Here is a 25,886-nt window from a genome sequence, read left to right as displayed (position 1 = left end):
AACAAAACCTATAAAAGAGAAACTTAGATTCGCTGAATATATTCAGCCAGATTGTCTTCTGTTTTTAATTCCAGCTTTTTTCTGAGCCTGTAGCGCGAAGTGTTGGCACTTTCAGGAGAAATCCCCAGTAACCGGGCTATTTCTTTTCCACTAAAATCCAGTTTGATCAGCGCGCAAATTTTGAGATCATAGGGTTTTAAGTTCGGGTGAAGTGTTCTGATTTTCTCATAGAAATTTTCATTCAGTGCCAAAAACCGCTTTTCGAAATCCAGCCAACTTTGATCCTTATTGAAATCAATTGCACGGATTAATTTTTTGATATCATTGGGGTTTGGCTTAGACTCTAGAGTTCTCAAATTTTCCTTGACCTCATTCAGAAGCTCATCTTTGGCGATAATTTTTAGAGTTGAACCTGTCAGTTCCTGGTTTTTGATCTGGACAATCTCTTGAGCTTTTTCAATCTCCAATTTCCGTAGATTCTCAATTTGCCTTTTCTCGGCTTTATGCTTGGAGCGCCAATACTTGAAGAAGAAGAAACCAATGGAAATAATAAACCCTATCCCAATAACCAATAGGGTTTTCTGTAGCTGCGAAATCTCATTTTCTTGTTGTAGATTTTTAAGTTCCTGGGCTTGAGCTGCTTCTTTATTTCTTTGCTGTTGTAGTCTAAACTCATCTTTTATTTCCAAGAGGTAGCGATTATTTGGGCTTCGGCTACTGTAAAGCGAGCGGTTGATGTCATTAGCCAACTTCAGGTAGTGGTTCGCTTCCACAGCTTTTCCTGACTTGGAAAGAACGGAAGCAAGTTTCTCATAGATGTCGGGAATGTAGTTGAGGTGACTTTGATACTCGAAGGCAGCAGCTATAGCCTGTCTATAACTGTTTTCACTTGCACTTAGCTCTCCTGAGAGAAAGTGCATGTCTGCTATGTAGTTATAAAAAATAATCAGGAATTCGGGATTCTGCTTTTTCATTCCTTCATCCAGATTGTCAAAGAGTTGTCTTGCAGAGTGAAAATCCCCTTCGAGGACCTGAATGTGAGCCCGCTCTGCCTGAGTCAGAAGCGAATTACCAAGATTTGTAGTTTTGATCAGTTCACAACTGTCCAAGTATTCATTGGCCAGGGCAAATTGTCCTTCATATTTATAGTGAACAGCCAAAGGGAAGTAGCTCTCTCGTAAACTTAAACTATCCAGCGTACCTGCATTGATTAGTCTTTTGTGAATGTCCAGAGCTAGTGAGTAGTACTTCAGAGCTTCATCCTTTCGCTCGTATAGGCTATAGAGAATTGCCAGGCCATTATAGCTGCTAGCTTTGGATTTTTCTGCACCCACAAGTTCAGCCAGCAGCATAGCTTGCCAGTAGCCATCATAGGATTTGGCATAATTAACCCGATTGGTATATAGGCGAGAAAGTGAATTCAGCGCGGTAATAGCTTCTAGGGTATCTCCTTGTGCGAGGCTTTCTGCATATGATTGCTGTAGTTCGTTGATCTGCGGATCGGATTGATGAAGCAAAAGGCTGTCTTCGAAAAAAACAGCTTCCTCATCGGAATTTTTTAATCTCAGCTGATCCACTTGGGCAAAGCAACTCGAGCTGATCAGAAGTGCAGCGAATCCCACTAGGAGTCTATATGGATATGTTGGGTTTTTCATTTAAAGAATTTCTCAAATATGCCCATAAAAGCTTTTTAAAGTAATTTTTAGATCTACTGATTATACCATTTTTCCCTTCAGTCTATATCAAGTCTATATAGAAAATTATGTTTTGCTGCTTAGTACAAACACCTTGTGCTAAGAATTTTAAAACATGACAAAGACCCAAAGTAGCATGATAAAAAAACAGATCTATCATTTCTTTAGCTGTTTGCTGATGCTATTAGCCTTAATTTCCTGCTCACCGGATTTACCGGAGGAAATCGCTATAGCCTACGATGACTTGCCTGAGCAGTTGGATTTTAATATTCACGTCAAACCCATACTCTCAGATAAGTGCTTTGCCTGTCATGGACCAGACAAAGGAAAGATTGAAGCAGGACTACAATTGCACAGTGCAGAGACAGCGTACCAAGAACTTCCAGAATCACCAGGGTACTTTGCTATTACACCTAAAAATTTAAAAAATTCTGAGATGTTTCACCGCATCATGTCTGAAGATGCGGGAGAAATTATGCCACCACCAGAATCTAACCTTACTCTCAGCAGTCGAGAAAAGGCTATACTAGTTCGATGGATTGAAGAGGGAGCGGAGTATAAGCCACATTGGGCGTTTGTAAAGCCAGAGCCCCAAAAACTCCCAAAGGTTTCAGACAAAAAATGGCCTAAAAATGAGATAGACTTTTTTGTGCTAAATAGGTTGGATCAAGAAGGCTTAAAACCTTCCCCACCGGCTGATAAGGAGCTAATGCTTCGAAGGCTTTTCTTAGATCTTACCGGAATGCCTCCCACACCTGAGGATGTCAAGGCCTATCTTTCAGACCAATCTTCTGATGCCTACGAAAGGCAAGTGGATAAATTACTTGCTTCCCCACACTATGGTGAAAAGATGGCTACAGACTGGATGGACGTGGCGAGATTTGCTGATACTCATGGCTACCAAGTAGATGATTATCGGGATATGAGCCCCTGGAGAGATTGGGTGATTCGCTCGTTCAATGAAAACCTTACATACAGGGATTTTATAACGTTTCAATTGGCAGGAGATCTTTTACCCAATCCCACTCAGGATCAGATTTTGGCTACGGGTTTTAACCGATTAAATTCTCAAAATTCAGAAGATGGAATCGTACCGGAGGAATACCGTGTTGAGGGGGTGATTGACCGTACATCGGTGGTAGGTCAGGGAATCATGGCACTCACCGCGGGATGTGCGCGATGTCATGATCATAAATACGACCCTATATCCCACAAGGAGTTTTACCAGTTGTATAGCTTTTTCAACCAAGTGAACGAATCCGGGCAAATCTCCAGAGACCCAATGGATATTCCTGTTCCTACGCTGATGTTGCCTACTGAGGAGCAAAAAAAGATTCTGGATTACCTAAAGAAGGAAGTAACACAAAAGGAGACTGCGGTCGAGAATCTGGAGGAAGATTCCCAAATCTCTGCAGAAAAATGGGTGGAATCAGGAGCATATCAGTCCTTAAAGATACCTAAGGCTGACCAAGGACTCGCGGCTCATTTTTCATTCGATGGGAATTTGACCAACAGGAAATCAGGCGAATCAGGGAAGATGGACTTGATGTATGCCAACCCTGATCGACCAAAGTTTGTAAAGGGGAAAAATTCCCAAGCCTTACATCTGGACGGAGATGCATGGGTGGATCTGAAGCCAGTAGGGATCTACAAAAGGAATGAACCCTTCAGTATAGGATTATGGATCAATGTACCTGACTCGCTGAAAGAAGGTGTGATTTTTCACAAAAACATGGGAACCGCTCTTCATGCATATAAAGGATATCACCTGTACTATCGAGACAAAAAACTCGAGGTCATGCTCGCTCATACTTGGCCAGAAAATGCCATTGAGAAGATCAGCTTGGAATCACTTCCTACTGACTCTTGGAATTATGTGACACTTACCTACGACGGTTCAAGTAAGGCATCCGGGGTTAAACTTTTCCTTAATGGAGAGGAGATGAAAATGCAGGTAAAACACGATAACCTGTACAAGGATATCATCTTCAAAAATTATGAAGATGTAATTTATCCGAAGCCTATTGAACCGGGATTGAGTATTGGAGGCAGATGGAGAGGGTTTGGCTTGAAGGGAGGAAAAGTAGATGAACTTAGGGTCTATGATAGACAGCTGCTGGGATTGGAAGTGAAAGCCCTGGCAGATCCTTTAACAGTTGAAGGGATACTTTCAAAATCTCCTGATAAGATGACTTCTGAAGAACGCACCCTTTTAAAGGAATACCACATCGCTCGGGACAAATCCTATTCCGAAGCTCTAGTGGCTGTAGCCAAAGCACGGGCTGCCTATGTAGATAGTATAGAAAATGTTAAAGAGGTCATGGTGATGAAAGATATGCCCGAATCCCGCTCAACTTACATTCTTTTACGTGGTTTGTATGAGAACTACGGAGAGGAGGTTTTTCCAAACACCCCGAGTGAGATTCTTCCGATGGCGGAGGAATTGCCGAAAAACCGATTAGGATTGGCAGAATGGTTTTTTGATCCCAACCATCCCCTCACTGCACGAGTAGCGGTGAATCGCTACTGGCAAAATTATTTTGGGAAAGGTATTGTGCGGACCAGCGAGGATTTTGGCAATCAGGGTGAGCTTCCAAGTCACCCAGAATTATTTGATTGGCTTGCTCTGGAATTTATGAACAGTGGCTGGGATGTGAAGGCTTTGCAAAAGAAAATAGTGATGTCTGCTACCTACCAGCAGTCTTCCTTTACTAGTCCTGAGATGCGAGATTTTGATCCAGACAATATCCTACTGGCACGGGGACCAAAAAATCGACTGAGTAGCGAAATGATCCGAGATAATGCCTTAGTAGCCAGTGAGCTTTTAGTAGATAAAGTAGGAGGAGAAAGTGTCAAAACCTATCAGCCTGAAGGGCTATGGTCGATGAATTCTACGGTATATGTGCCTGATGTGGGCGAGAAACTCTATCGAAGAAGTATGTACACTTTCTGGAAAAAGACCATCCCGAATCCCACCCAGGCGACGTTTGATCAGCCAGAGCGCAATGAATGCACCGTTCGCAGGCAAAAAACCAATACCCCGCTTCAGTCCCTGGTCCTTTTAAATGATCCCACCTATGTAGAAGCCTGCAGGAAGATCGGCGAAATTATGACGCTTTCCGGTGATAAGGAAAAAGCGATTAAAGATGCTTTTCTGCGATTGTCAGGGAGATTTCCCAGCGAAAATGAATTAGCCATTCTTGAAAAAGTACAGGAAGAAGAATATGAAGCATTTCGATCAAATAAAACAAGAGCGAAAGGCTGGTTGGAATCAGGACAGTATAGAATCGACGATTCATTGGATGGTTCTATGGTTGCAGCCAATGCGGTAGTCGCCAGTACAATTTTGAATTCAGATGCAGTAATTACTAAACGATAAGCCCATGTGCCATTACGATAAAATAACCTCATCAAATAAAGATTTGCAATCCATTGAAAGAAATATAGGACGGAGAGAATTTCTAACCAAAACCTCCCTAGGTATTGGTGCTTTAGCGCTGGGTTCACTATTGGGCGCAGATAAGATGATGGCTTCCCCGCTGCCCAATGGCATAGGCGGATTACCTGGTTTACCACACTTTATCCCAAAAGCTAAGCGAGTGGTCTATCTCTTTCAAAGCGGAGGTCCATCGCAGTTCGAGACTTTTGATTACAAACCCGAATTGGCTAAAATGTTTGGCAAGGATCTCCCTGGATCTATAAAAGGGGAGCAAAGACTCACTGGAATGAGTGCCAACCAGTCTTCTTTACCTATCGCTCCATCTATTTTTAAATTTGATCAGTACGGACAAAGTCGAGCCTGGGTCAGTGAGTTGATGCCTCACACCGCTGAGGTGGTCGATGACTTATGCTTTATCAAATCCATGCATACGCCGCAGATCAACCATGATCCGGCAATTACCTTTTTCCAGACTGGTCATCAGTTGCCAGGAAGACCGTCTATTGGCTCTTGGGCGAGTTATGGACTGGGATCTGATAATCAAAATTTGCCATCCTTTATTGTGCTTAATTCAAAGAATGCGGGCGGTCAGCCACTTTATGCCAGACTTTGGGGGAATGGTTTTTTGCCTACTGAACATCAGGGAGTACAATTCAGATCTGGTGTAGATCCGGTTTTATTCTTAAACAACCCGGAAAACTATGATGGGGCAGACCGGGGAAGAATGCTTGCCTATCTGAAAGAGCTGAATTCTGCACAATATGATTCTTATGGGGATCCGGAAATCAACGCGCGGATTGCACAATATGAAATGGCGTATAGAATGCAGAGTTCTGTACCTGAGCTGACGGATATGTCGGATGAGCCAGACTATATTTTTGATATGTATGGAGAAGATAGTCGGGATTCTGGTACATATGCAGCCAACTGTCTGATGGCACGTAGGCTGTTGGAAAAGGATGTGAAATTCGTTCAGCTTTATCACAGGGGATGGGATCAGCATGCATATCTCCCTAGTGGGATCAAAAATCAATGTAAGAACACCGATCAAGCTACGGCTGCCTTAATTAAAGATCTTAAACAGCGAGGGCTCTTAGAGGATACTCTGGTGATTTGGGGTGGAGAATTTGGAAGAACAGTTTATTCTCAGGGAAAACTGACTGCGGATGATTATGGTAGAGATCACCATCCTAGGTGCTTTACCATGTGGATGGCAGGAGCTGGAGTAAAGCCAGGCTTTAGCTATGGAGAGACAGATGATTTCAGCTATAACATTACCAAAGACCCTGTTTCTGTTCATGATTTTCATGCCACCTTGATGTACCTCATGGGGGTGGATCATGAGAAATTGACTTTTAAGCATCAAGGGAGAAGATTTAGGCTCACAGATGTAGAAGGAAGCGTTATCAAGGATTTAATTGCCTAAGACTATGCTGGATTCTAGAAGAAACTTTGTGAAGAAAGTAGCCATGATCTCAGGCATTTCTACAGTATCTCCTTTACATAGCTTCAATATTATCTCTAAACCAATATTAGAAGACGAAATTCTGGGCCATGGAGATTTTCGCTATCGGATGGTGCGGGACTGGGCAAGGTTGGATCCTATCAAATACCCCATATTGAACTGCCATGAAATGGTAAGGGATAGTAAAGGAAGGCTAATCATGATAGGTGATCATCCTCAAAACAATGTATTGGTTTTTGATAAATCAGGAAAACTACAGGACTGTTGGGGTACATCTCATCCCGGAGGGCATGGTATTACGATTTCCGATGAAGGTGGAGAGGAATTTCTTTTTATTACTGATTCGGGTTGGTTTATGGGCAAAAATAGTGATATGGTGGCCCATAATGGGCGGGTCTCCAAGACGACCTTGGATGGGAGAACTTTGTTTGATATAGGACATCCGCAAACGATAGGTATTTATAAATCAGGAGATATATTTCGACCTACCGAAGTGGCAGTGAACCCTCAAAATGGAGATATCTATGTAGCAGATGGTTACGGGATGGATTATATACTTCAATATAATAGCGCTGGTGAATATATCAGACATTGGGGAGGGCATCAAAATGAGGATAGCAATTACAACATTTTCAATGCCCACGGGGTGTCATTGGATGTTCGGGATCCAGCTAATCCTAAGGTGGTTTGTACCTCCAGAACAGAAAACTCATTCAAATTCTTCTCCTTAGATGGGGTCTATCAAAAAACTGTAAATGTGCCAAATATGTATGTTTGCCGTGCTGTATTTGATGAGCAAAATCTCTATGCAGGAGTATGTTGGTCAACTCCTAAAGACGGCAAATTTAACTGGAAGGAGCATACCGGTTTTGTGACAGTTTTAGATGGAGATATAGTGGTGTCTAATCCCGGTGGCACAGAACCCATCTATATTTCAGGAGAGTTGCAACCATCTTATCAACTGGGGCACAAGCCTTTTTATCACGGACATGACGTCTGTGTGGATGAGGATAAAAATTTATACATCTGTCAGTGGAATGCCAATGGGAGTCCACCGATCAAACTTCAACGTGTGTAATATGAATATGGAGGATTTAGCAATTTTCTTTGGGCGATTTCACCCTATCCTTGTCCACCTGCCGATTGGGTTTTTAATTATGGCATTCCTGATGTGGGTTTTTCAAAAATGGAAGAAAAAACAGGCTTTTGATCAGGCAATAGCTTTTTGCTTGTTGATGGGAACCTTCAGTGCGGCAATGGCGTGTGTAGCAGGTTATCTGCTTTCTACCAGTGGAGGCTATGAAGGTGCTTTACTTTCACAGCATATGTGGGGCGGAATCATCACTACTGTACTTGCTGCTATTTCTTATTTGGTCTTTTCTTCAGATTTGACGAGGAAATGGCCTTCTGCAATTGCTTCGGGACTTATGATTCTTATGTTTGGCGGCTTGAATTTCACGGGACACATAGGAGGTAGTTTGACACATGGTAGTGATTTTCTTACTGAATATGCGCCAATTATCGGTAGTAGAGCCAATCAGTTACCTCCGCCGGCAAGTATGGATGAAGTAGTATTGTTTGGCCATGTGATTCAGCCCATTCTACAGGAGAAATGCATTTCTTGCCATAGAACCGATAAATTAAAAGGTGGTTTATCTCTTGAAAATCTTGTTGCTATTAAAAAAGGTGGGGAGAGTGGATCATTGTTCTTTACTGCATCGGAAAAAACCAGTGAGTTAATCCGGAGAATTCACTTGCCAGAATCTGATGAGGAGATGATGCCACCGAAGGGAAAATCCCAATTGACTGCAGATGAAATCGGATTGCTTGAAGCTTGGATCCAAGCCGGCGAGGACTTTGACAAACCTTTAATAAGCTACGGAAATGACAGCATTCAGAATTTAGCCGGTACTTACTTAGGATTGATCGACTCTAGCCATTCTGGGAAAGAATCTACCTATGCTCTGACAGCTGTTGATTCTATGACCTTGGTTCAAATCAGGGAGACAGGCATTGTGATTCGTGAGCTTTTGGCGGGCTCATATCGGTATGATGTCAGTATTCCTCCGAGTGTGCTGGCTAATCAAAACCTAAGCGAAATGTTAAAAAAGCTGGAAGGAATAAAGGATAACATCATCTGGCTAAATATTTCAAATCTTGGTTTGGAGGATGTACAGCTAGGTGACTTGGTAGCCATGAAGAATCTGGAAAAATTGAGATTGGAGAAAAATCAACTTAGCGACCAAAGTGTAAGTCTCCTAGCCAAATTCCCAAAACTTCAGGTAGTGAATCTCTATGGAAATGAATTGACCGATGCTTGTCTGCCGAGCTTTGAACAATTCAAACAGCTTAAAACAGTGTATGTCTGGCAAACCAAAATCACAGCCAAACAATTGGGTGAGGTGGAGTTTATAGGTTAAATCAAAAGTAGTTAATGTATCACTATTTCTTGAAATACCTCTTTCTATACTTTGCAGGGGATATCTGGTAGGATTCGTTGAATTTCTTATGGAAAAAAGGAAGGGAATCGTAGCCACAGGCATAGGCGATTTGCGCTATGGGTTCCTCTGTGTCCACCAGCATCCTCGCTGCGTGATTTATTCTATATTCATTCAGAAAGGTAAAGAATGGCCTTCCCATCATCTTGGTAAAAAATCTGGAAAAGGATTGCTCTGAGAGATTTACTAAATCCGCTAATTCTTTCAGATAAATTTTCCTCCCAAAATTTTCTCCTACAAAGTCATGGATTTTGGCCATTCGTGTGCCGTATTCGCTGGGAATATCATCTGTAAAACTCGCGGCTGAAAGTGGGGTATAGGATGCTTTACTAAGTGCTGAAAGTAGGCCCAGAAGTTGAATATATAGCTCTTGCCCTGACAAATCCGGGAAGGTTTTAATTAGGGGAATAAAGTGCCTCACCTGCTCTTTGTCAAAAATCAAACCTCTGGAGGCGGTCTTTAACAATTGATGAATTGAGTCTAATTCTGGCACTTCTGGAAAGATCCCCAAATTCCATTGTACTACATATGACTTGGAATTAGATGACTGGGAGGTATTGTTCTTCCAGCAATGGGGAAGATTTGATCGCAACAAAACCAATTCTCCTGGCTGGTATCCACCTACATAGTCCCCAATAAATTTGGTTCCTACACTTTCTTCAATGTAGGTCAGTTCATGCTGAGGATGGAAATGCCAGGGTGTTTCAAAATCCTTTTTATCAAAACAGAAACCTAGGATAGATTTCTGATTTCCTAAGGGTATGGGTTCTAAAATTGGCTTCAATAGCTTTTAGTTATAATATGGTTAAGTTTACTATTTAATCAATAATTTATCCAAAAATATCGATAGAGGACATAATAGATTACTTATTGGTGAAAATAGGGAAGTTATCTGAATAGTTTTTTGGCAATTATTGTAAACCAAGAAACAATGCCCTAAGCAGAAACCGAACTCCATGAAAAAAAGTGAAATACCTGATCCTTTTGCAGCGCAAAGATCCAAATGTGGCTATGAGACCATAGACGACCAAAATGACCCTGTGACCATGTTGCTGCGCCACAAAGATGTCAGGAAGACTGCACATAATTACAAGACTTTTACCTCGGAGGCGGTTCCTGGAAGGATTGTGGTTCCTTCTGAAGTGAATATTCGTGATACGCGGCAAATTCCATTTGAAGTGGATCCTCCAAAACACGGTGCATACAGATCAGTCCTAGAAGCATGGTTTAAGCGTCCTAACAATGCGGGTTATCAGGAAGCTTTGACTACGATGGTTTCAAGTATTATTGAAGAGATGTTGGCTAAGGAATCCCTGGAAGTGGTCAATGAATTTGCGCTACCCTTACAGTCCCGTGCCCTGACGCTTTTGCTCAATACACCTTTTAAAGAGTCAGAAACTTGGATATCCTGGGGGACACACGTTTTTCGTAGTGAAGGAGAAGCTTTGGATGCGGATAAAGCCAATGTGCTTTATGATTATATAGAGCGTGAACTTGATCGTGCGATCGCCAATCCATCCGATGACTTGTATTCGGTACTCATGCAGTCAGATTTTGATGGGCGAAAGCTGACCAAAGAAGAAGCAAAAGGGGTGATGGTTTTGACTTTCGCCGGAGGTCGGGATACCGTTATTAATGCCGTCACCAATGCAATTGCCTATTTTGCAGATCATCCTAAGTCTCTGAAAAGGCTGAGAAAGGAGCCTGAAATCATTACTAATGCAGTGGAAGAAATGATCAGGTACTTTTCGCCTTTGACCCACATGGGCAGAGTAGTGACCGAAGATACGCAGGTCTGTGAGCATGCTGCGAAAGCAGATAGTCGGGTTTCCCTTTGCTGGGCCTCTGCCAATAGGGATGAAAATGTTTTTGAAAACCCGGATGAAATCGTCCTGAACCGAAAAATCAATCCTCATGTGGGTTTTGGTTTCAGTCATCATAACTGTCTTGGAGCTACTCATGCCCGACAGATTTTGAGAATTCTATTAAAGGAACTTTCAGAGAAAATAGAATCAATAGACATTCTTGATTTGAAAGAGAATATAGAGCAATGGGGCAGATTCCAACGTAAGGTAGGCTACCATAAAATCAGTGTGAAATTCAATGCAATAACCCCATAAAGAAATGGCAAAGATTACTTTTATAACAAGCGATGAGCAAAGGATTACTGTGGAAGGGTTTTCAGGTTCTGTGATGGCATTGGCCGTGGAAAATGGAATAAAGGGGATCGACGGTGATTGTGGAGGTGTGTGTTCCTGTGCCACTTGCCATGTTCACGTGGCACCTGAGGATGTCACAAAAACCGGTGAGGCGAGCGAAATCGAAACGGATATGCTGGAATTGGATGATCATGCGGATCAGTACAGTCGGCTTTCCTGTCAACTACAGATTAGCGAGGTGCTGGATGGTGTTGTTTTGCGAGTTGCCAAATGAGGGATTTGAGCCGGTCAGAAAACCTAGCGGAAAATCAGATCTGTGTGATAATCGGGGCTAGTCATGGGGGGGTGAATTGTGCATTTGCGTTGCGCAAAGAAGGTTGGGAAGGGAAAATATTGATTATTGACTCAGATTCAGAATTGCCTTATCATCGTCCTCCTCTTTCCAAAACTTACCTCCATAGCTCAGAAGCATTGGGACAAAATCTCCTGAAGTCTCCTGAAAGCTATGGCAAGGAAAACATACAATTACTCCTTGGAATCAGAGCGCTGAGAATAGATCGAAAAGCCCAAAAAGTACAGTTGGACACTGGTACATGGCAAGCTTACGATAAACTGGTTCTTGCCACAGGTGCTCGGGCGTTGATCCCATCGATCAGGGGTTTATCTGAAGCTAAACATGTTTATCCGTTACGAACTGCCGCTGATGTCAACGGAATTCGGGTTAAAATTTCTAAGATCCCAAGTCAAGAAGTAGTCATCATCGGAGGTGGGTATATTGGGCTAGAGACAGCTGCTTCCTTAAGGAAATTAGGAGCAAAAGTCACAGTGCTGGAGCGGGAATGCAGAGTGCTGGCACGTGTTACTGCGCCTGAGATGTCTTCGTTTTTTGAGAGTCTTCATGCGGCAAATGGAGTAAGCATCCACTGCAATAAACAGGTGATTTCCATAGCAGAAGATGGTGAGAAAGTTCAGGTAATTTGCGAGGATGGCAGTAGCTTTCCTGCCGATATGCTGGTACTTGGGGTAGGTATTCAAGTGAATTCAGAATTAGCCTCAGCTGCTGGATTACAAATAGAAAATGGAATTCGAGTTGATGAGACTTCATGTACCAACGATCCGAATATTTATGCGATCGGTGATTGTACGGATCATTTCAACCCTCATTACAAGCGATATCTCAGACTGGAATGTGTGCAGAATGCGGTGGATCAGGCTAAAATCGCTGCTGGGGCAATCTGTGGTAAAGATGTTTTCTATGACGCCATTCCTTGGTTTTGGTCTGATCAATATGAAGTAAAACTGCAACTAGTTGGATTGTCAGCTGGATATGATGAGGCAGTTTTGCGAAAAGAATCAGAGCTGGTTTTTTCCAACTGGTACTTTCGGGGAAATGAGCTGCTGGCCGTTGACACGGTGAATTCAGCAAAAGCTTATGTTTGGGGTACTAAATTCATCAAAAGTGGAGAGCCTTTAGACAAAGAAAAACTGAAGAATCCTGAAATTGAACTTAAATCTATTGGGAGATAGAACTACGGGATCAGGGTAAATAAATAGTAATTCAACTTACCCAAACTTAGATAGGCTAATATTCTATTTAGCTTTAAACTTAAGGAGTAAGTAAAAAAACCTTTTGACCACAGTGTTCACGGTGGTTTTAAAATAAACACAAACTATGTCAAAACTTTCCAAATCAGCCGTAGCCAAAGGAGATGGCACTTTTAGCATTTGTGAGGTCAGTATTTCTGATCCCGAACCGGATGAAGTACTGGTGAGAATGAAAGCTGCTGGACTTTGCCATACTGATTATGACTCACTAAGCTGGGGCAAACCAATAGTAATGGGGCATGAAGGAGCAGGTGTAGTTGAGCAAGTTGGAGCTACGGTGACAAGCGTAAAACCCGGTGATCAGGTGATTCTGAATTGGGCTACACCATGCATGCATTGCTTTCAATGTCAGGAAGGCAATCAGCACATTTGCGAAAATAATTCTCCGGTAGTTGCCGGGGGAAACGGACATACACCTGGTCAGGCCACTTTAGGAAGTACCAAGTGGGAGGGCAATCCTATAGAGCGAGCTTTCAACTTGGGTACTTTAAGTGAGTATACCTTGGTGAAGGAGTCTGCAGTGGTGAAAGTAGAGGAGGCAAATCTGAATTTTTCTGCTGCCAGCATTATTAGCTGTGGCGTGATGACTGGCTATGGGTCTGTGGTAAATGCTGCCAAACTCAAAGCTGGGAGTTCTGTGGTAGTCCTAGGCTGTGGAGGAGTTGGCTTGAATGTAATCAATGCCTGCCAAATCGCCGGGGCAAGCAGGATTATCGCCGTGGATATTAATCCAGCAAAATTGGAAATGGCAAAGATATTTGGAGCTACTGAGGTCATTTTGGCTGGAAAGGATGATGTAGGACTGATCATCGCTTCAGGTAAAGTCAAAGAGATATTAGGTGGAAGAGGAGCTGATTATGCCTTTGAATGCACAGCTATTCCTGCTTTGGGAGCTGCGCCTCTGGCCATGATCCGAAATGCAGGCACGGCGGTTCAGGTGAGTGGAATAGAAGAGGAGATTACCATTGATATGAGGCTTTTTGAATGGGATAAAATTTATATCAATCCGCTCTATGGCAAGTGCCGACCTCAGATCGACTTTCCTGTTTTGATGCAATTGTATAAAAATGGGCAGCTTAAATTAGATCAAATGATCAGTAAGGAATATCCTTTGGATGATTTGCAACAAGCGTTTGATGATATGCTGGCTGGAGTAAATGCCAAAGGAGTAATCGTTTTTCCCTAAAGCCATAAATTATGAGCAGTTTTAGATCTATAGAATTATCGGACGAGATGTTTGAACATTCAGGCCTTCGTTTTTTGACAGTCAAGACGCCAAATTTAAAAGGTAGGGGAGATATCTGCCTCTATGTGCCCAATGTGATAGACAATATAACGGATCTTCCCATCTACATTTTGTTGCATGGAGTCTATGGATCTGCATGGGTTTGGGCTATGAAAGGTGGAGCACATAATACCGCCAAGCGCCTAATGGAAAGTGGAGAGATCAAACCGGCCATTATAGCGATGCCTTCTGACGGACTTTGGGGAGATGGTTCAGGATATCTTGCTCATGAAGAACAAGATTTCGCTGAATGGATTGTATCGGATGTGCCAAAAGCAGTGAGAGAGAATATTCCCTCAGCTAGCGACAAATCAAAGTTGTGTATAGCTGGGCTTTCCATGGGAGGATATGGCGCTTTGAAACTAGGAGCAGAATTTCCTGAGAAATTTGAAGCTATCTCGGCGCATAGTGCCATCACCAAATTTTCGGAGATGTCCTTATTTGTGGAAGAACTTCTCCAATCCTATAAGCTACGAGATACGGAAAATGATGTAATAGACTTGATCAAAAGAAATGTAGATTCTCTACCTGCCATTCGCTTTGATTGCGGAAAAGAAGATGAATTGCTTGCTGGGAATAGACTTTTGCATGAGCAATTATCCGAACTTGGAGTGGAGCATTCCTATGAAGAATTTGATGGAGGGCATCAGTGGGCATACTGGCAAAAGCATCTGGAAAGCACACTTAAATTCTTTGATGAGAATAGCTAGAAATGCCAGTCAGTTAGTAAATTTAGTCAGTTCAATCATTCCAATTAGATTTCAAATAGTACCTGATTAAATCCGACTGAGCTGATAGTTTCTAGAATAATCCCACCTCATCTTTTTCGTAAATGGGATTTGGCTAAATGCTTATATTCACATGAATAGCTATATAAACAAAATCTAAAATGAGCCTAAAAACCATTCCTATACTCCTTGTCTTTTTATTTATGATTTTTTCCGCTTATGGGCAGAGCAAGCAGCCTAGCAAAGTAATCTTTGACACAGACATGGGGCCAGATTACGATGATGTCGGAGCTATAGCCTTGCTACATTCTTTTGCAGACCAGGGGGAAATAGAAATTTTAGCTACAATCGCAAGCACGAAGTACGAGGGAGTAGCTGCCGTACTCAACGTGCTAAACACCTACTTCGAAAGACCAGAGGTGCCTATTGGAGTGCCAAAAGCTAAGGCAATTGAGCAGAAAGATTGGCAGCACTGGACTGATACTCTTATAGCCAAGTACCCGCATCGTATCCAAAAGAATAAGGATGCGCCTGATGCTGTTGCTTTGTATCGAAAAGTGCTTGCTGACCAGAAAGACGGCAGTGTGACGATCATTACGGTAGGTTTTTTAACGAATATTTCCAACTTACTTCAATCAGCTCCTGATGAATATTCTCCGCTGACAGGATTGGAATTGGTAAAGCAAAAAGTCGTGAAACTCGTAAGTATGGCGGGGAAATTCCCTGAAGGATCAGAGTTTAATGTGAATCAAGATGCACCTTCTTCTCAATTTGCTATCGCCAATTGGCCAAAGCCACTTATTTATAGCGGTTTTGAAATAGGAGAGCAGATTCATACAGGAATACCTTTGATCACCAATAAGAAAATTAAGAATAGCCCTGTCAAGGATGCATTCTCAATAGCAATCCCAATGGCCGATGAAGATAAGAACGGCCGTATGAGCTGGGATCAAACGGCTGTTTATGTGGCTGCTCTAGGTCATGAAAAGTACTTCTATCTGGAGCAAGGGAAAATGATCGTAGCCGATGATGGATCCAATACCTGGGATAAGGCTGGTGAAGGCCAGTTCCGGTTGGTAGGGAAACAGAACATGGTGGAGATCGAAAAGGAAATCAATAAACTGATGATGCATCAACCGAAAAAGAAGTAGGGAGCATAATTAGAAACTTGGACTTGTTATTTCTCAGTGATTCAAGGGAATTAGACAAAATAGAAATGACTATTAGTTATTTTTTAATAATATTGGATTAGCATTTCCAGTTAAGGAAGAAATCTTACGCCGAGCTGTTTAATCAGAGCTCTTATTCACCATCCAAATGCCATAAACTGAATGAAAAGACTACTTTATTTTGTCCTTGCCATCTGTATGTTGTCCTGTAATAAAGACGATTCAAATGAGCCGATTACTTATTTAGAGGGTGATTTGGAGATAAATAGCCTTTCTGATCTTCAAGATCCAGAGGTTATGGCCTACAAAACGATAAGAGGCAATCTTATTATAAATTATACAGCTGATGTGGAAGATTTGGCATATTTGGAGAATCTGGAAAAAGTCAATGGGATTTTTATTCGTAATAACCTAAGCTTGAAATCACTGAAGGGGTTGGAGCATATTAGTGAAATTGAATTTTTGGAAATAGAGGACAATATTCAACTTGCTTCTTTGGAAGGCCTAGAGAATTTGATTTCAATAGAAAAAACTTTAAGGATCGAAAACAATGATAAACTAGAAACCTTTGATGCTCTAGCAAGCTTACGTCTCGTGGGTGAACAAATAGCAATTTTTGACAATCGTTCCTTGAACAGTATCTCTGGTTTGATAAACTTGGAAGAATGCCACCAACTTTTAATCACTAATAATATTAATCTGACAAGCGTGAAGGGTTTGCAGGGGCTCAAGAACTCTGCTGATGTGAGAATTTATTCGAATGATTCCTTAGTTGATTTTTGTGCACTGACTAATTTCGTGCGAAACAATACTGTTACATTTTCTGTAGAAATTCGGCAAAATAGCTATAATCCAACTATAGAGGAGCTTATGCAGAATATTTGCAGGAAGAACTAAGGCAAAATAACGGTGATGTTAATACTATTTTTGTTTCAGACAAAGATTTAATATTGATTCCAAATGGAGTTAATCTAGGTAGTCTGAAATAGTCATGTGCAAATGTGAGAAACAGGATTTCAAATCCATTTTTTAAGAAAATCCTATATAAAAGGAATGGTTTCCTGTAGACAAACCGAATTTTTTCTAAATCAAATATGAGGCGACCTAAATAGATTTCTCAAGGGGAGTTGTTTGCATATAAATATAGTTTTCTGTTTTTTGTTAATACTCATTTGGTAGCTTAGTAATTAGTAATCGATTGAGGCCTGAAAAGACGGCCATTATTAATTCACACAGAATATGATCAAATGAAAAAACTGTTTAGACCGCTAATCATTCTAATTGGATTGGCTATGACGATTCAGACTGAAGTTTTGGCTCAACAAAAGCCCAATGTTATTTTTGTGATTACTGATGATCAGGGGATGGGTGATTTGGGAGCAATGGGTAATAAGATTATCAAAACTCCCAATCTGGATGCTTTTCATGAGGATGCTATAAGGTTTACCAATTACCATGTGTCTACCACTTGTGCCCCTTCCAGAGGTGCTATCATGACCGGTAGGTATACCAACCGACTTAATGTATTTCACACGATCAGCGGACGTTCTTTATTGTTTGAAGATGAGGTGATTCTACCGCAGATTTTTGCTCAAAATGGCTACACCAACGGGATGTTTGGCAAGTGGCATTTGGGGGATAATTATCCTTTCCGTCCTGAGGATAGAGGCTTTCATGAAGTTGTTCGACACGGTGGTGGTGGAATCACCCAAGGCCCTGATTACTGGGACAACGATTATTTCGATGATACCTATTGGCACAATGGAGAGCTTGAAAAATACGAAGGTTACTGTACTGATGTGTTCTTTTCGGAGGCGATGGACTTTATTGAAGAAAACAAGGACAAACCATTTTTTGCCTATATATCCACCAATGCACCCCATGGCCCGCTCAATGTGCCTGAGGAATATTACAATTTATACAAAGACCTAAGTGAAGAAGAATTGCCTGATCGCTTCAAGCGTTTTTATGGTATGATCTCCAATATTGACGACAACTTCAAGTTACTGCAGCAGAAGTTGGATGAACTGAATTTAACCGACAATACCATCCTGATCTTTACGACGGATAATGGCACAGCTGGAGGAAATAGTGTTTTTGATGGTGGTTTGAGAGGGGCAAAAGGGAGTATCTATGAAGGAGGGCATCGTGTGCCTTTGTTTATACGCTGGCCTGATGGACAGTTGACAGGAGGAAAGGACATTGATAACTTGGTAGCACATTATGACTTGTTACCTACCTTTGTGGATTTAATTGGATTTGATTTCAATCCGGTAAAACCGCTAGACGGAACGAGTCTGAAACCTTTGCTTACAAATCAAAATACACCTTGGCCAAATAGAATTCTATATGTGGATACACAGCGACTACAAAACCTGAATAAATACAAGGATTACTCAGTGATGGATGATCGCTGGAGATTAGTCAATGGTACAGAATTGTATGATATGGAAAATGACAAAATCCAATCCAAAAATGTCATTGCAGAGCATCCACTGGAGGCAGAGAAATTGGCTGTTGGGTATGAAAAATGGTGGGAATCTATCATGAGTGAGGGGCCAAACGAGCGCTATGCCTACATCAAAGTTGGCTCTGCTAAAGAGAACCCAAGCCGAATTTCTGCTCATGATTTACTGACAGGCAAGCACCTAAGTTCATGGCATCAGAATGGGGTGATTACTGCAGCTCAGGTGACTGGTCGCTGGAAAATCGAATTTGTAGAAGATGGGGAGTATGCAATAACACTTCGGCGATTTCCTCGAGAAAGCGGTTTAGCGATCAATGCTACTTTCCCTTCAGTGGAGAAAACCATAGAGATAGAAAGTGACAAGCCTGCTAGTGTAAAGAACGACTTTAAGGAAGCCTATCTGTATGTTGCCAATCTGGCCAAATCAGAAGATATAGTGGAAGGTCAGGAAGAAGTGACTTTTACCGGAAAGATATCTGCAGGCAAATATGATATGGAGGCCCAACTTATAGATGCGGACAAGCGAGTTTACCCAGCTTATTATGTCTATATAGAAAAATTGAAATAAATCATTGGAAAAGAGAAAGTGGATTGCTGCTGAAAGGATTGGCAAATAGGGCTTATGTGCTATAATTCTTTGTGTACTAAATGGAGCTTTATAGGAACAATTCTTTTTATGATAATCCCTCTAAGACAAACTCAATCCAGTCACCGATGGCGGTATTGAGCTTGTCGATGTATGTCGAGGTGAAGTTTAAATTATTTGGCTATTGATGTCATTTCGGATATACATATTACTTTAATGTGATTACCAACAAAATGATGTCTCAATCAGATAATAAGTATATAGCTTTTACTACCTTAATTTGGCTTCTACTTTTTTGGCAGCCGGGATTTTCGCAGTCTGTCTCAAAGCCTAATATCATCATCATTTATACCGATGATCAAGGTTATGGAGATGTAGGGGCTTTGAATCCTGATGCAAAATTCCTGACTCCGAATATGGATAAAATTGCAAATCAGGGTCTGATTTTTACTGATGGCCATAGCAGTGATGCAGTCTGTACGCCATCTAGATATTCTCTGCTCACGGGAAGGTATAGCTGGAGAACGGATCTCAAAAAAGGAGTACTCAATGCAGATGGGCCAGGTTTAATAGAAGAGGGTAGAATGACTATAGCTTCTCTACTTCAGGAGAATGGCTACAATACCGCCATGATAGGCAAGTGGCATTTGCAGATGGACTTTGTTGGGAGCTTAGGTAAAGACAGAGACTGGTCGGCTCCCTTTGAGGACGGTCCGATAGATCATGGTTTCGATTACTTCTTTGGAATACCAGCTTCTTTGAACTATGGTGTTTTAACCTATTTGGAGAATGATCGGGTACTAGATCCACCTGTGTTGTGGACAAAGAAAAAGGCAGTCACCGATCCCAGATCTTTTCGGGATAATGTCAATCCAAATGATTACAGGATGACTCCTCCTTATTTGTCTGAGAAAGGTGAAGGAGGAGGCTGGGTGGAGGTAGCGCCAACTTTTAATGATGAATTGGTACTGGAAAGCCTCAGTTCTCATGCGGTAGATTACATCAATAAGGCTGCAGTAGATGCAAAGCATGGAAAGCCATTTTTTCTATACCTACCGCTCACTAGTCCGCATTTGCCACATAGCACGCATCCAGATTTTAGAGGACTCAGTGAATGTGGAAACTACGGGGATTTTATGCAAGAAACGGATTATAGGGTAGGGCAAATCCTAGATGCCTTGGATGCAAATGGTATTGCGGAGAACACCTTAGTGATTTTTTCTTCAGACAATGGAGCAGAAACCAATTATACCTACCATCAGAAAGTGTATGACCACTACAGCAATCTTAACTTCAAAGGGGGCAAACGGGACATTTACGAAGGAGGACATCGGGTACCATTTCTGATGCGTTGGCCTGCTAAGATCAAGGCTGGAAGTAAGGTGGATGTGGCAGTTTGCCAAACAGACTATCTGGCAACCATTGCAGCGATAGTAGGAGCGACAGTTCCTGAAAATGCAGGCGAGGACAGTTATAACCTTTTACCGTTGATGATGGGAGAAACTGCTGATTTGGAGCTTAGAGGAGCGGTTATTCATCATTCTGTGACAGGTCACTTTGCTATTCGAGAGGGGAAATGGAAGTTGAATATGCTGAGAGGTTCTGGTGGATCATTGCAGCCTGTTTTTGCAAAGACAGAGCCTGGAGAACCTATTTATGAGCTCTATAATATGGAAGCTGATCCAGGGGAGACGAGAAATCTTTTTGATCAGTATCCTGAGCTGGTAAAGCAACTTACTTCCAAGATAACAGAGATTATTTCCAATGGGCGTTCTACACCTGGGGCTCCACAGGATTTTGTCAAGTCGGACTGGCCTCAGTTAACTTGGATGAGTCTGGACTGATTTTGAAGAAGTTCAATAATTACTAAACAAACACATGATGATTCAGAATAGGCTAATAAGCTCTTTATCCATTTTTGCAGTAGCACTATTTTTCCAATCTGAAAAACTAACTTTTGATGCTGAGCCTAAGTTGCCAACACAAAATGATACTGAGCGGATCGAAGAGTCTTTAAAGTCCTATTCTGATGAAAAGAAAAGTTCTAAACCCAATATCCTTTTCATATTAGTTGATGATCTGGGGTATTCAGACTTGAGCTACACTGGAAGTAAATTTTACGAAACTCCTAACATAGATAGGATAGCTCAAGAAGGAACTGTCTTTACCAATGGCTATGCGGCAGCACCTGTTTGCAGTCCTTCACGGGCAAGCATTATGACTGGTAAGACACCTGCCAGACATGATATTACGGTACACATTGGCTCTCCCTCAGGAGAAGAGTGGCGATCCAGAAATCGCTTCAGCAAACTCCTTCCCGCAGATTACACACATAATTTGCCAGCCGAATACATCACTATGCCAGAAGCATTACGGGAGGTTGGTTATAAAACCTTTTTTGCGGGAAAATGGCATTTGGGGGACAAGGGATCTTGGCCGGAAGATCATGGCTTTGATATAAATATAGGTGGCTGGACTTCAGGAGGACCGAATGGCGGTTATTTCGATCCTTACAACAATCCAAACTTACCGAATCGAACTCCAGGTGAAAATCTGTCGCATCGGCTGGCAGATGAAACGGTGAAATTCATGAAGGAGAATAACCCAGCGAAGACTGGAAAACCTTTCTTCGCCTTCTTGTCCTTTTATGCTGTGCATTCCCCGATTCAGACCAGCCAGGACAAATGGAAGAAATACCGAGATAAAGCTACCCAACTCGGAATAGCTGAGCAGGGGTATAGCATGGGCAAGTACCTGCCAATTCGCCAGGTGCAGGACAATCCTATCTATGCAGGTTTGGTAGAGCAAATGGATGAAGCAGTAGGTGAGGTGTTGATAGCCCTAGATGATTTGGGACTTGATGAAAACACAATCGTTGTCTTTACTTCAGACAATGGTGGAGTGGCAGCTGGAGATAATTTCTCGACGAGCAACATGCCGCTTCGAGCGGGTAAAGGGTATCAGTATGAAGGTGGAATCAGAGAACCATATTTTATTAAAATACCAGGCCTTTCTAAACCGGGCGAGCAAATCGATTTCCCTGTATCTGGAATGGATTTTTATCCTACACTTCTGGACTTGGCTGGAGGAGAGCTGTTGCCTGAGGAGCACAGCGATGGTATTACTCTTCTGCCTTTGATGAAGGGAGAAATGATAACTGAGCGTCCACTATTTTGGCATTTTCCGCATTACGGTAATCAGGGAGGAGAGCCATCATCCATTATCCGAAGAGCTGAATGGAAGCTTATTCATTATTATGAAGATGGGAGAAAGGAATTGTATAATTTCTCGGAAGATATAAGCGAAACAACAGATCTGGCAGCAGAATATCCTGAGAGAGTGCGGGAAATGGATAAAGAATTATTTGATTATCTGACGGAAGTAGGAGCAAAATATCCTAGTCCTGATCCGGAATACAGTGAGGAAAAGGAGAAAGAGTTCCTTCGAAAAATGCTGACTGAAAAAATGCCATCATTGGAAAAGCAACGAATGGAAATGTTATCAAATGAGTTTGATCCCGACAATAAATGGTGGGGAAGTATGGTGACCCGGGATTAATTCGCGGTATTTTTGAATTTATGGAAAATTGTAAAGCAAGTTGAATAAGAATGAATAGCAAAGGGAATTCGAAGCTAGCCTCAGAAATGAGATCAGTTAATACCAGTGTATCTTCAGATTTTTTGGGTCAAAGAAAGTCAATCAGTTTTAGGAAAGCATTACTAGTATTTAGCGTACTGGTTTTCACGACTACTTTTTCCTTTGCTCAACAAGCCTTAAAACCAGCTTCTATCTTTTCGGATCATATGGTATTGCAGCGGGAACAAGCTGTGCCCGTCTGGGGTATGGCTTCGCCTAATGAAGAAATCACAGTCACTTTTGCCGGACAAACCAAAGGAGCAATCGCTGATAAAACTGGTAAATGGATGGTAAAACTAGATCCATTGACCACCTCCACGGAGGGCAGGGAAATGCTGATCAGAGGAAAAACCAAAGTAGTCTTTTCAGATATTTTGGTCGGTGAGGTCTGGATTTGCTCAGGTCAGTCCAATATGCAGTTTTCTACTGGTGCTGTTCCAGAGGTCAAAGGCTTGATTCCTTTTATGGAAAACATTAGAAGCTTTGAGGTGGGGCGTACAGTTTCTATTGATGAAAGTGAAGATGTTATCGGGGAATGGAGTACCAAACCCCCTTCCAGTGCTGTGGCTTTTGGCTTTGCATTTTTCTTAGAAGAGCTTTCGGATATCCCTGTGGGAATTATTCATTCTTCTTGGGGAAGTTCTTCTATAGAGGCCTGGATGCCGCGGGATATGGGGGACGAACTTCCATATTTCAAAGAAATAATGGATGAATTTGATGCGGACAAAGCTACTCAGGAAAGGATCGCTCAAATACTATCCAGTCCAACTAAGTGGTCAAATCAAGATGATATTTTCCTAAGACGACAGCCGAATATTCTTTACAATGCCATGATCAAACCACTTGCCCCGTTTGCAATCAGAGGTTTGGTTTGGTATCAGGGCGAGCGGAATACACGCTACTTGTCAGGAGTGCCAGCCGTGACTGAAGAAAATTGGTTTCATCGGGTAGCAGGAATGAAGGAGTATGGAAGCATACTCAAAGACTGGATGCTGCGATACCGTAAGGAGTGGCAAAACGATGAAATGAATTTGCTTGTGGTGATGCTTCCTGGCTATGGAAAGGGTACGGTGAAAACTCCAGAAATTGATCCAGAAGACCCGACCGAAGAATCCTGGGCTTGGATGAGAGAGTCACAGTTACAGATCTTGGATTTGCCTAAGACGGCTGTTGCCAATACCATAGACCTAGGCGATAAGACTAATATTCATCCTACGGATAAACTTCCAGTGGGACAGCGCTTGGCCTTGCTAGCAGCTGTGACTGCCTTAGGGCAAGATCGAGTTGCAATGGGGCCAATGCTGCAGGATGTGGAGGTAAAAGGAAAAAAATTAATCGTGCACTTTAGTAATGCAAAGGGTTTGAAAACATCTAATGGCAAAGCTCCAATGGGATTTTGGCTTGCAGACAAGTCAGGCGAATGGAAAAGGGCAGAAGCCAAACTTGAAGGAGAGACTGTTGTGCTAAGTTCTGAGGATATTTCATCCCCTATGTTCATACGCTATGCATTTGCTGGCATGCCATCCGTGAATTTGGTCAACGAATTAGAATTACCAGCCTACCCATTCAGAACGGATACCTTCGAACCTTAGGATAGAGCAGGTCTATAAGATTGAAGCTAGTTTAAAAAGAAAAGTTGCCTGTACTTTTGGACGCTTTATCAGAAGATGAAAATCCTAGAAAACTCGCAAGAGTAACTTTCGGGGAATAGTTTTTGGTTTACTGGGAAATTGACTCAACGAATAGTTTCATTATATACTGAAACGAATTAGTATTAAAATAATAGGATGAGTAGGATCCAATATGTACAGTAAAGTGAGAATTATATGAGTTTAATGGAACGTTGGAATCACAATAAGATACAGCAACTAGGCAGGGCATTGAGAATCGGCCTCGCTTTGGTCGCCCTGCCACTTTTTGCAAATGCCCAGAAAGTAGCATCGTAGAACTTTATAACCTAAGTGAGGATATTTCCGAAACCAAAAATTTGGCTGAGAACAATCCTAAGCTGGTCAATAAGCTTAAAAACAAGCTGGAAAAGTATGATGCTTCACTGAAGACGGATAAGTAAAAGTGAACTTTGGTATAGCTGGATATTCCTGTTTTTCAATATGCCCCTAATTACAAGGGCGACTTTAGATCCTATTGACATTCCTTTGATGCTGAATTTAAATAAGTTCTGGGATTGGCTTTACATTATGTTGGTCTCTAAATGCTAGGAAATCACTCAAGGAATAATCAGGACAGGCTCCTTCTTTAGATGTAATAAAGGCACCTAAGGAAACAGCATTGCTCATGATCTCTTCGGCTGAACTGCCTTTTTCTAGACTTTTGGAGATAAAACCTGCCAAGAAGGAGTCACCACTTCCAACGGTATCTTTTACTGTAATAGGAATAGTTGGATAGTGGTAGATGACATCCTCATAGGCATATATTGCACCTTTACTACCCTTCGATACGATTACTTCCTTGATCCCAAAAGTATCCTGGATAAATCGAATGCTATCTACTTCGTTTTGGTAAGATTTATCCAAAAAGTCCAAGATTAAGCGTAGTTCGGCTTTATTGAATTTGGCCAGATTAGTATGGTGAAGGAGCTGCTTTATGAGCGCAACATCAAAATGAGGAGGTCTTAAGTTAATATCAAATATATTATATGGACTTGCCTCTACTAATTCTAATAGGGTGTTCCGAGAGGTAGCGTTTCTTGCAGCTAAGGTGCCAAAGACCAGTGCATCACTGTTTGCAACTTTCACTATGTCACTAGGCTGAGATTCTATATAATCCCAAGCCACTTGATCTACTATTTCATACTGTGCCTCATTGTTTTCATCCAAAGTCGCTAGCACTTGACTCGTTGGGTACTGAGTCGATTCCTGTATTCCTTCTGTGGGAATCTTCCAGTTCTGTATTTTTTCTAACAATTCTATACCTAAGGCATCCTTGCCCACACTGCTTATCATGTAAGCTTCAATTTCCATTTTGGAGAGGTGATAGGCCACATTGAAAGGTGCACCGCCTGCTCGTCTATTTCCATCCATAAACTTGTCCCAAAGGACTTCTCCGAAACAGGCTACATTAATTTTCTTAGTATTCATTTTACTTAGGGTTTATTGAGGGCATTGAGTTTTACGACTTTTCAGTGGCATTCTGGA

18 protein-coding genes are annotated in these 25,886 nt (G+C 41.8%); 15 read left to right on the top strand and 3 right to left on the bottom strand.

Annotation, left to right across the window (positions count from 1 at the left end):
- Nucleotides 1-23: 23 nt before the first annotated feature.
- A complete protein-coding gene (locus tag LV85_RS12715) occupies nucleotides 24-1,655 on the bottom strand; it encodes a transcriptional regulator (RefSeq protein ID WP_111319972.1) in 1,632 nt (543 codons plus the stop codon).
- 154 nt (nucleotides 1,656-1,809) lie between these two features.
- Between LV85_RS12715 and LV85_RS12710 the strand changes: the two genes are divergently transcribed.
- From LV85_RS12710 to LV85_RS12695, 4 genes are read left to right on the top strand one after another with little or no spacing between them, the layout of a single operon-like run.
- Nucleotides 1,810-5,073, top strand: coding sequence for a DUF1553 domain-containing protein (locus LV85_RS12710; RefSeq protein WP_245942291.1), 3,264 nt, complete (start codon nucleotides 1,810-1,812; stop codon nucleotides 5,071-5,073).
- Between the two features lie 4 nt (nucleotides 5,074-5,077).
- Nucleotides 5,078-6,559, top strand: a complete 1,482-nt coding sequence (locus LV85_RS12705; RefSeq protein ID WP_111319968.1) for a DUF1501 domain-containing protein — start codon at nucleotides 5,078-5,080, stop codon at nucleotides 6,557-6,559.
- A gap of 4 nt (nucleotides 6,560-6,563) precedes the next feature.
- Nucleotides 6,564-7,676 carry an NHL repeat-containing protein gene (locus LV85_RS12700; protein ID WP_211318408.1) on the top strand — a complete coding sequence of 371 codons (1,113 nt, stop codon included), beginning with the start codon at nucleotides 6,564-6,566 and terminating at the stop codon, nucleotides 7,674-7,676.
- Nucleotide 7,677: 1 nt separating this feature from the next.
- Nucleotides 7,678-9,018 (top strand): c-type cytochrome domain-containing protein, encoded by a 1,341-nt coding sequence (locus LV85_RS12695; RefSeq protein ID WP_158531181.1) that lies wholly within the window; start codon nucleotides 7,678-7,680, stop codon nucleotides 9,016-9,018.
- A 22-nt stretch (nucleotides 9,019-9,040) separates the two neighbouring features.
- On the opposite strand, the gene LV85_RS12690 is transcribed toward LV85_RS12695, so the two are convergent.
- The gene (locus LV85_RS12690; protein ID WP_111319964.1) at nucleotides 9,041-9,880 is read right to left on the bottom strand and encodes an AraC family transcriptional regulator; all 840 of its coding nucleotides are present in this window, start codon (nucleotides 9,878-9,880) and stop codon (nucleotides 9,041-9,043) included.
- A gap of 172 nt (nucleotides 9,881-10,052) precedes the next feature.
- Between LV85_RS12690 and LV85_RS12685 the strand changes: the two genes are divergently transcribed.
- The 11 genes from LV85_RS12685 (at nucleotide 10,053) to LV85_RS12635 (ending at nucleotide 24,323) form a co-directional block, all read left to right on the top strand.
- On the top strand, nucleotides 10,053-11,216 hold the full coding sequence (locus tag LV85_RS12685; protein ID WP_111319962.1) for a cytochrome P450: 1,164 nt from the start codon (nucleotides 10,053-10,055) through the stop codon (nucleotides 11,214-11,216).
- A 4-nt stretch (nucleotides 11,217-11,220) separates the two neighbouring features.
- Nucleotides 11,221-11,529, top strand: a complete 309-nt coding sequence (locus LV85_RS12680; RefSeq protein ID WP_111319960.1) for a 2Fe-2S iron-sulfur cluster-binding protein — start codon at nucleotides 11,221-11,223, stop codon at nucleotides 11,527-11,529.
- 5 nt (nucleotides 11,530-11,534) lie between these two features.
- On the top strand, nucleotides 11,535-12,782 hold the full coding sequence (locus tag LV85_RS12675; protein WP_245942289.1) for an NAD(P)/FAD-dependent oxidoreductase: 1,248 nt from the start codon (nucleotides 11,535-11,537) through the stop codon (nucleotides 12,780-12,782).
- Nucleotides 12,783-12,927: 145 nt separating this feature from the next.
- Nucleotides 12,928-14,046, top strand: a complete 1,119-nt coding sequence (locus LV85_RS12670) for a Zn-dependent alcohol dehydrogenase (RefSeq protein WP_111319956.1) — start codon at nucleotides 12,928-12,930, stop codon at nucleotides 14,044-14,046.
- Nucleotides 14,047-14,057: 11 nt separating this feature from the next.
- Entirely contained in the window at nucleotides 14,058-14,855 is a 798-nt protein-coding gene (locus LV85_RS12665) for an alpha/beta hydrolase (RefSeq protein ID WP_111319954.1), read from the top strand.
- 179 nt (nucleotides 14,856-15,034) lie between these two features.
- Complete coding sequence (locus tag LV85_RS12660; protein ID WP_111319952.1) at nucleotides 15,035-16,024, top strand: nucleoside hydrolase; 990 nt, start codon at nucleotides 15,035-15,037, stop codon at nucleotides 16,022-16,024.
- Nucleotides 16,025-16,204: 180 nt separating this feature from the next.
- Complete coding sequence (locus LV85_RS12655) at nucleotides 16,205-16,939, top strand: hypothetical protein (RefSeq protein WP_111319950.1); 735 nt, start codon at nucleotides 16,205-16,207, stop codon at nucleotides 16,937-16,939.
- Nucleotides 16,940-17,289: 350 nt separating this feature from the next.
- On the top strand, nucleotides 17,290-19,077 hold the full coding sequence (locus tag LV85_RS12650; RefSeq protein ID WP_111319948.1) for an arylsulfatase: 1,788 nt from the start codon (nucleotides 17,290-17,292) through the stop codon (nucleotides 19,075-19,077).
- A gap of 236 nt (nucleotides 19,078-19,313) precedes the next feature.
- The gene (locus LV85_RS12645) at nucleotides 19,314-20,939 is read left to right on the top strand and encodes a sulfatase family protein (RefSeq protein ID WP_211318407.1); all 1,626 of its coding nucleotides are present in this window, start codon (nucleotides 19,314-19,316) and stop codon (nucleotides 20,937-20,939) included.
- 34 nt (nucleotides 20,940-20,973) lie between these two features.
- Nucleotides 20,974-22,653, top strand: a complete 1,680-nt coding sequence (locus tag LV85_RS12640; protein WP_245942288.1) for a sulfatase — start codon at nucleotides 20,974-20,976, stop codon at nucleotides 22,651-22,653.
- An 86-nt stretch (nucleotides 22,654-22,739) separates the two neighbouring features.
- Nucleotides 22,740-24,323 carry a sialate O-acetylesterase gene (locus tag LV85_RS12635; RefSeq protein WP_245942287.1) on the top strand — a complete coding sequence of 528 codons (1,584 nt, stop codon included), beginning with the start codon at nucleotides 22,740-22,742 and terminating at the stop codon, nucleotides 24,321-24,323.
- 576 nt (nucleotides 24,324-24,899) lie between these two features.
- Here LV85_RS12635 and LV85_RS12630 read toward each other — a convergent pair.
- A complete protein-coding gene (locus LV85_RS12630) occupies nucleotides 24,900-25,829 on the bottom strand; it encodes a carbohydrate kinase family protein (protein WP_111319944.1) in 930 nt (309 codons plus the stop codon).
- Nucleotides 25,830-25,886: the final 57 nt, after the last annotated feature.

The organism is Algoriphagus chordae, from assembly GCF_003254055.1.
Taxonomy (GTDB): Bacteria; Bacteroidota; Bacteroidia; order Cytophagales; family Cyclobacteriaceae; genus Algoriphagus; species Algoriphagus chordae.
The sequence above is the reverse complement of the archived record's forward strand: the minus strand, read 5'-3'. Positions and strand labels throughout refer to the sequence as shown.

What these genes read in the sequence shown, in the direction of transcription:
- LV85_RS12715 (WP_111319972.1), bottom strand. Translation starts at nt 1,655, where the DNA reads ATGAAAAACCCAACATATCCATATAGACTCCTAGTGGGATTCGCTGCA.
- LV85_RS12710 (WP_245942291.1), top strand. Translation starts at nt 1,810, where the DNA reads ATGACAAAGACCCAAAGTAGCATGATAAAAAAACAGATCTATCATTTC.
- LV85_RS12705 (WP_111319968.1), top strand. Translation starts at nt 5,078, where the DNA reads ATGTGCCATTACGATAAAATAACCTCATCAAATAAAGATTTGCAATCC.
- LV85_RS12700 (WP_211318408.1), top strand. Translation starts at nt 6,564, where the DNA reads ATGCTGGATTCTAGAAGAAACTTTGTGAAGAAAGTAGCCATGATCTCA.
- LV85_RS12695 (WP_158531181.1), top strand. Translation starts at nt 7,678, where the DNA reads ATGAATATGGAGGATTTAGCAATTTTCTTTGGGCGATTTCACCCTATC.
- LV85_RS12685 (WP_111319962.1), top strand. Translation starts at nt 10,053, where the DNA reads ATGAAAAAAAGTGAAATACCTGATCCTTTTGCAGCGCAAAGATCCAAA.
- LV85_RS12680 (WP_111319960.1), top strand. Translation starts at nt 11,221, where the DNA reads ATGGCAAAGATTACTTTTATAACAAGCGATGAGCAAAGGATTACTGTG.
- LV85_RS12670 (WP_111319956.1), top strand. Translation starts at nt 12,928, where the DNA reads ATGTCAAAACTTTCCAAATCAGCCGTAGCCAAAGGAGATGGCACTTTT.
- LV85_RS12665 (WP_111319954.1), top strand. Translation starts at nt 14,058, where the DNA reads ATGAGCAGTTTTAGATCTATAGAATTATCGGACGAGATGTTTGAACAT.
- LV85_RS12660 (WP_111319952.1), top strand. Translation starts at nt 15,035, where the DNA reads ATGAGCCTAAAAACCATTCCTATACTCCTTGTCTTTTTATTTATGATT.
- LV85_RS12655 (WP_111319950.1), top strand. Translation starts at nt 16,205, where the DNA reads ATGAAAAGACTACTTTATTTTGTCCTTGCCATCTGTATGTTGTCCTGT.
- LV85_RS12650 (WP_111319948.1), top strand. Translation starts at nt 17,290, where the DNA reads ATGAAAAAACTGTTTAGACCGCTAATCATTCTAATTGGATTGGCTATG.
- LV85_RS12640 (WP_245942288.1), top strand. Translation starts at nt 20,974, where the DNA reads ATGATGATTCAGAATAGGCTAATAAGCTCTTTATCCATTTTTGCAGTA.
- LV85_RS12635 (WP_245942287.1), top strand. Translation starts at nt 22,740, where the DNA reads ATGAGATCAGTTAATACCAGTGTATCTTCAGATTTTTTGGGTCAAAGA.
- LV85_RS12630 (WP_111319944.1), bottom strand. Translation starts at nt 25,829, where the DNA reads ATGAATACTAAGAAAATTAATGTAGCCTGTTTCGGAGAAGTCCTTTGG.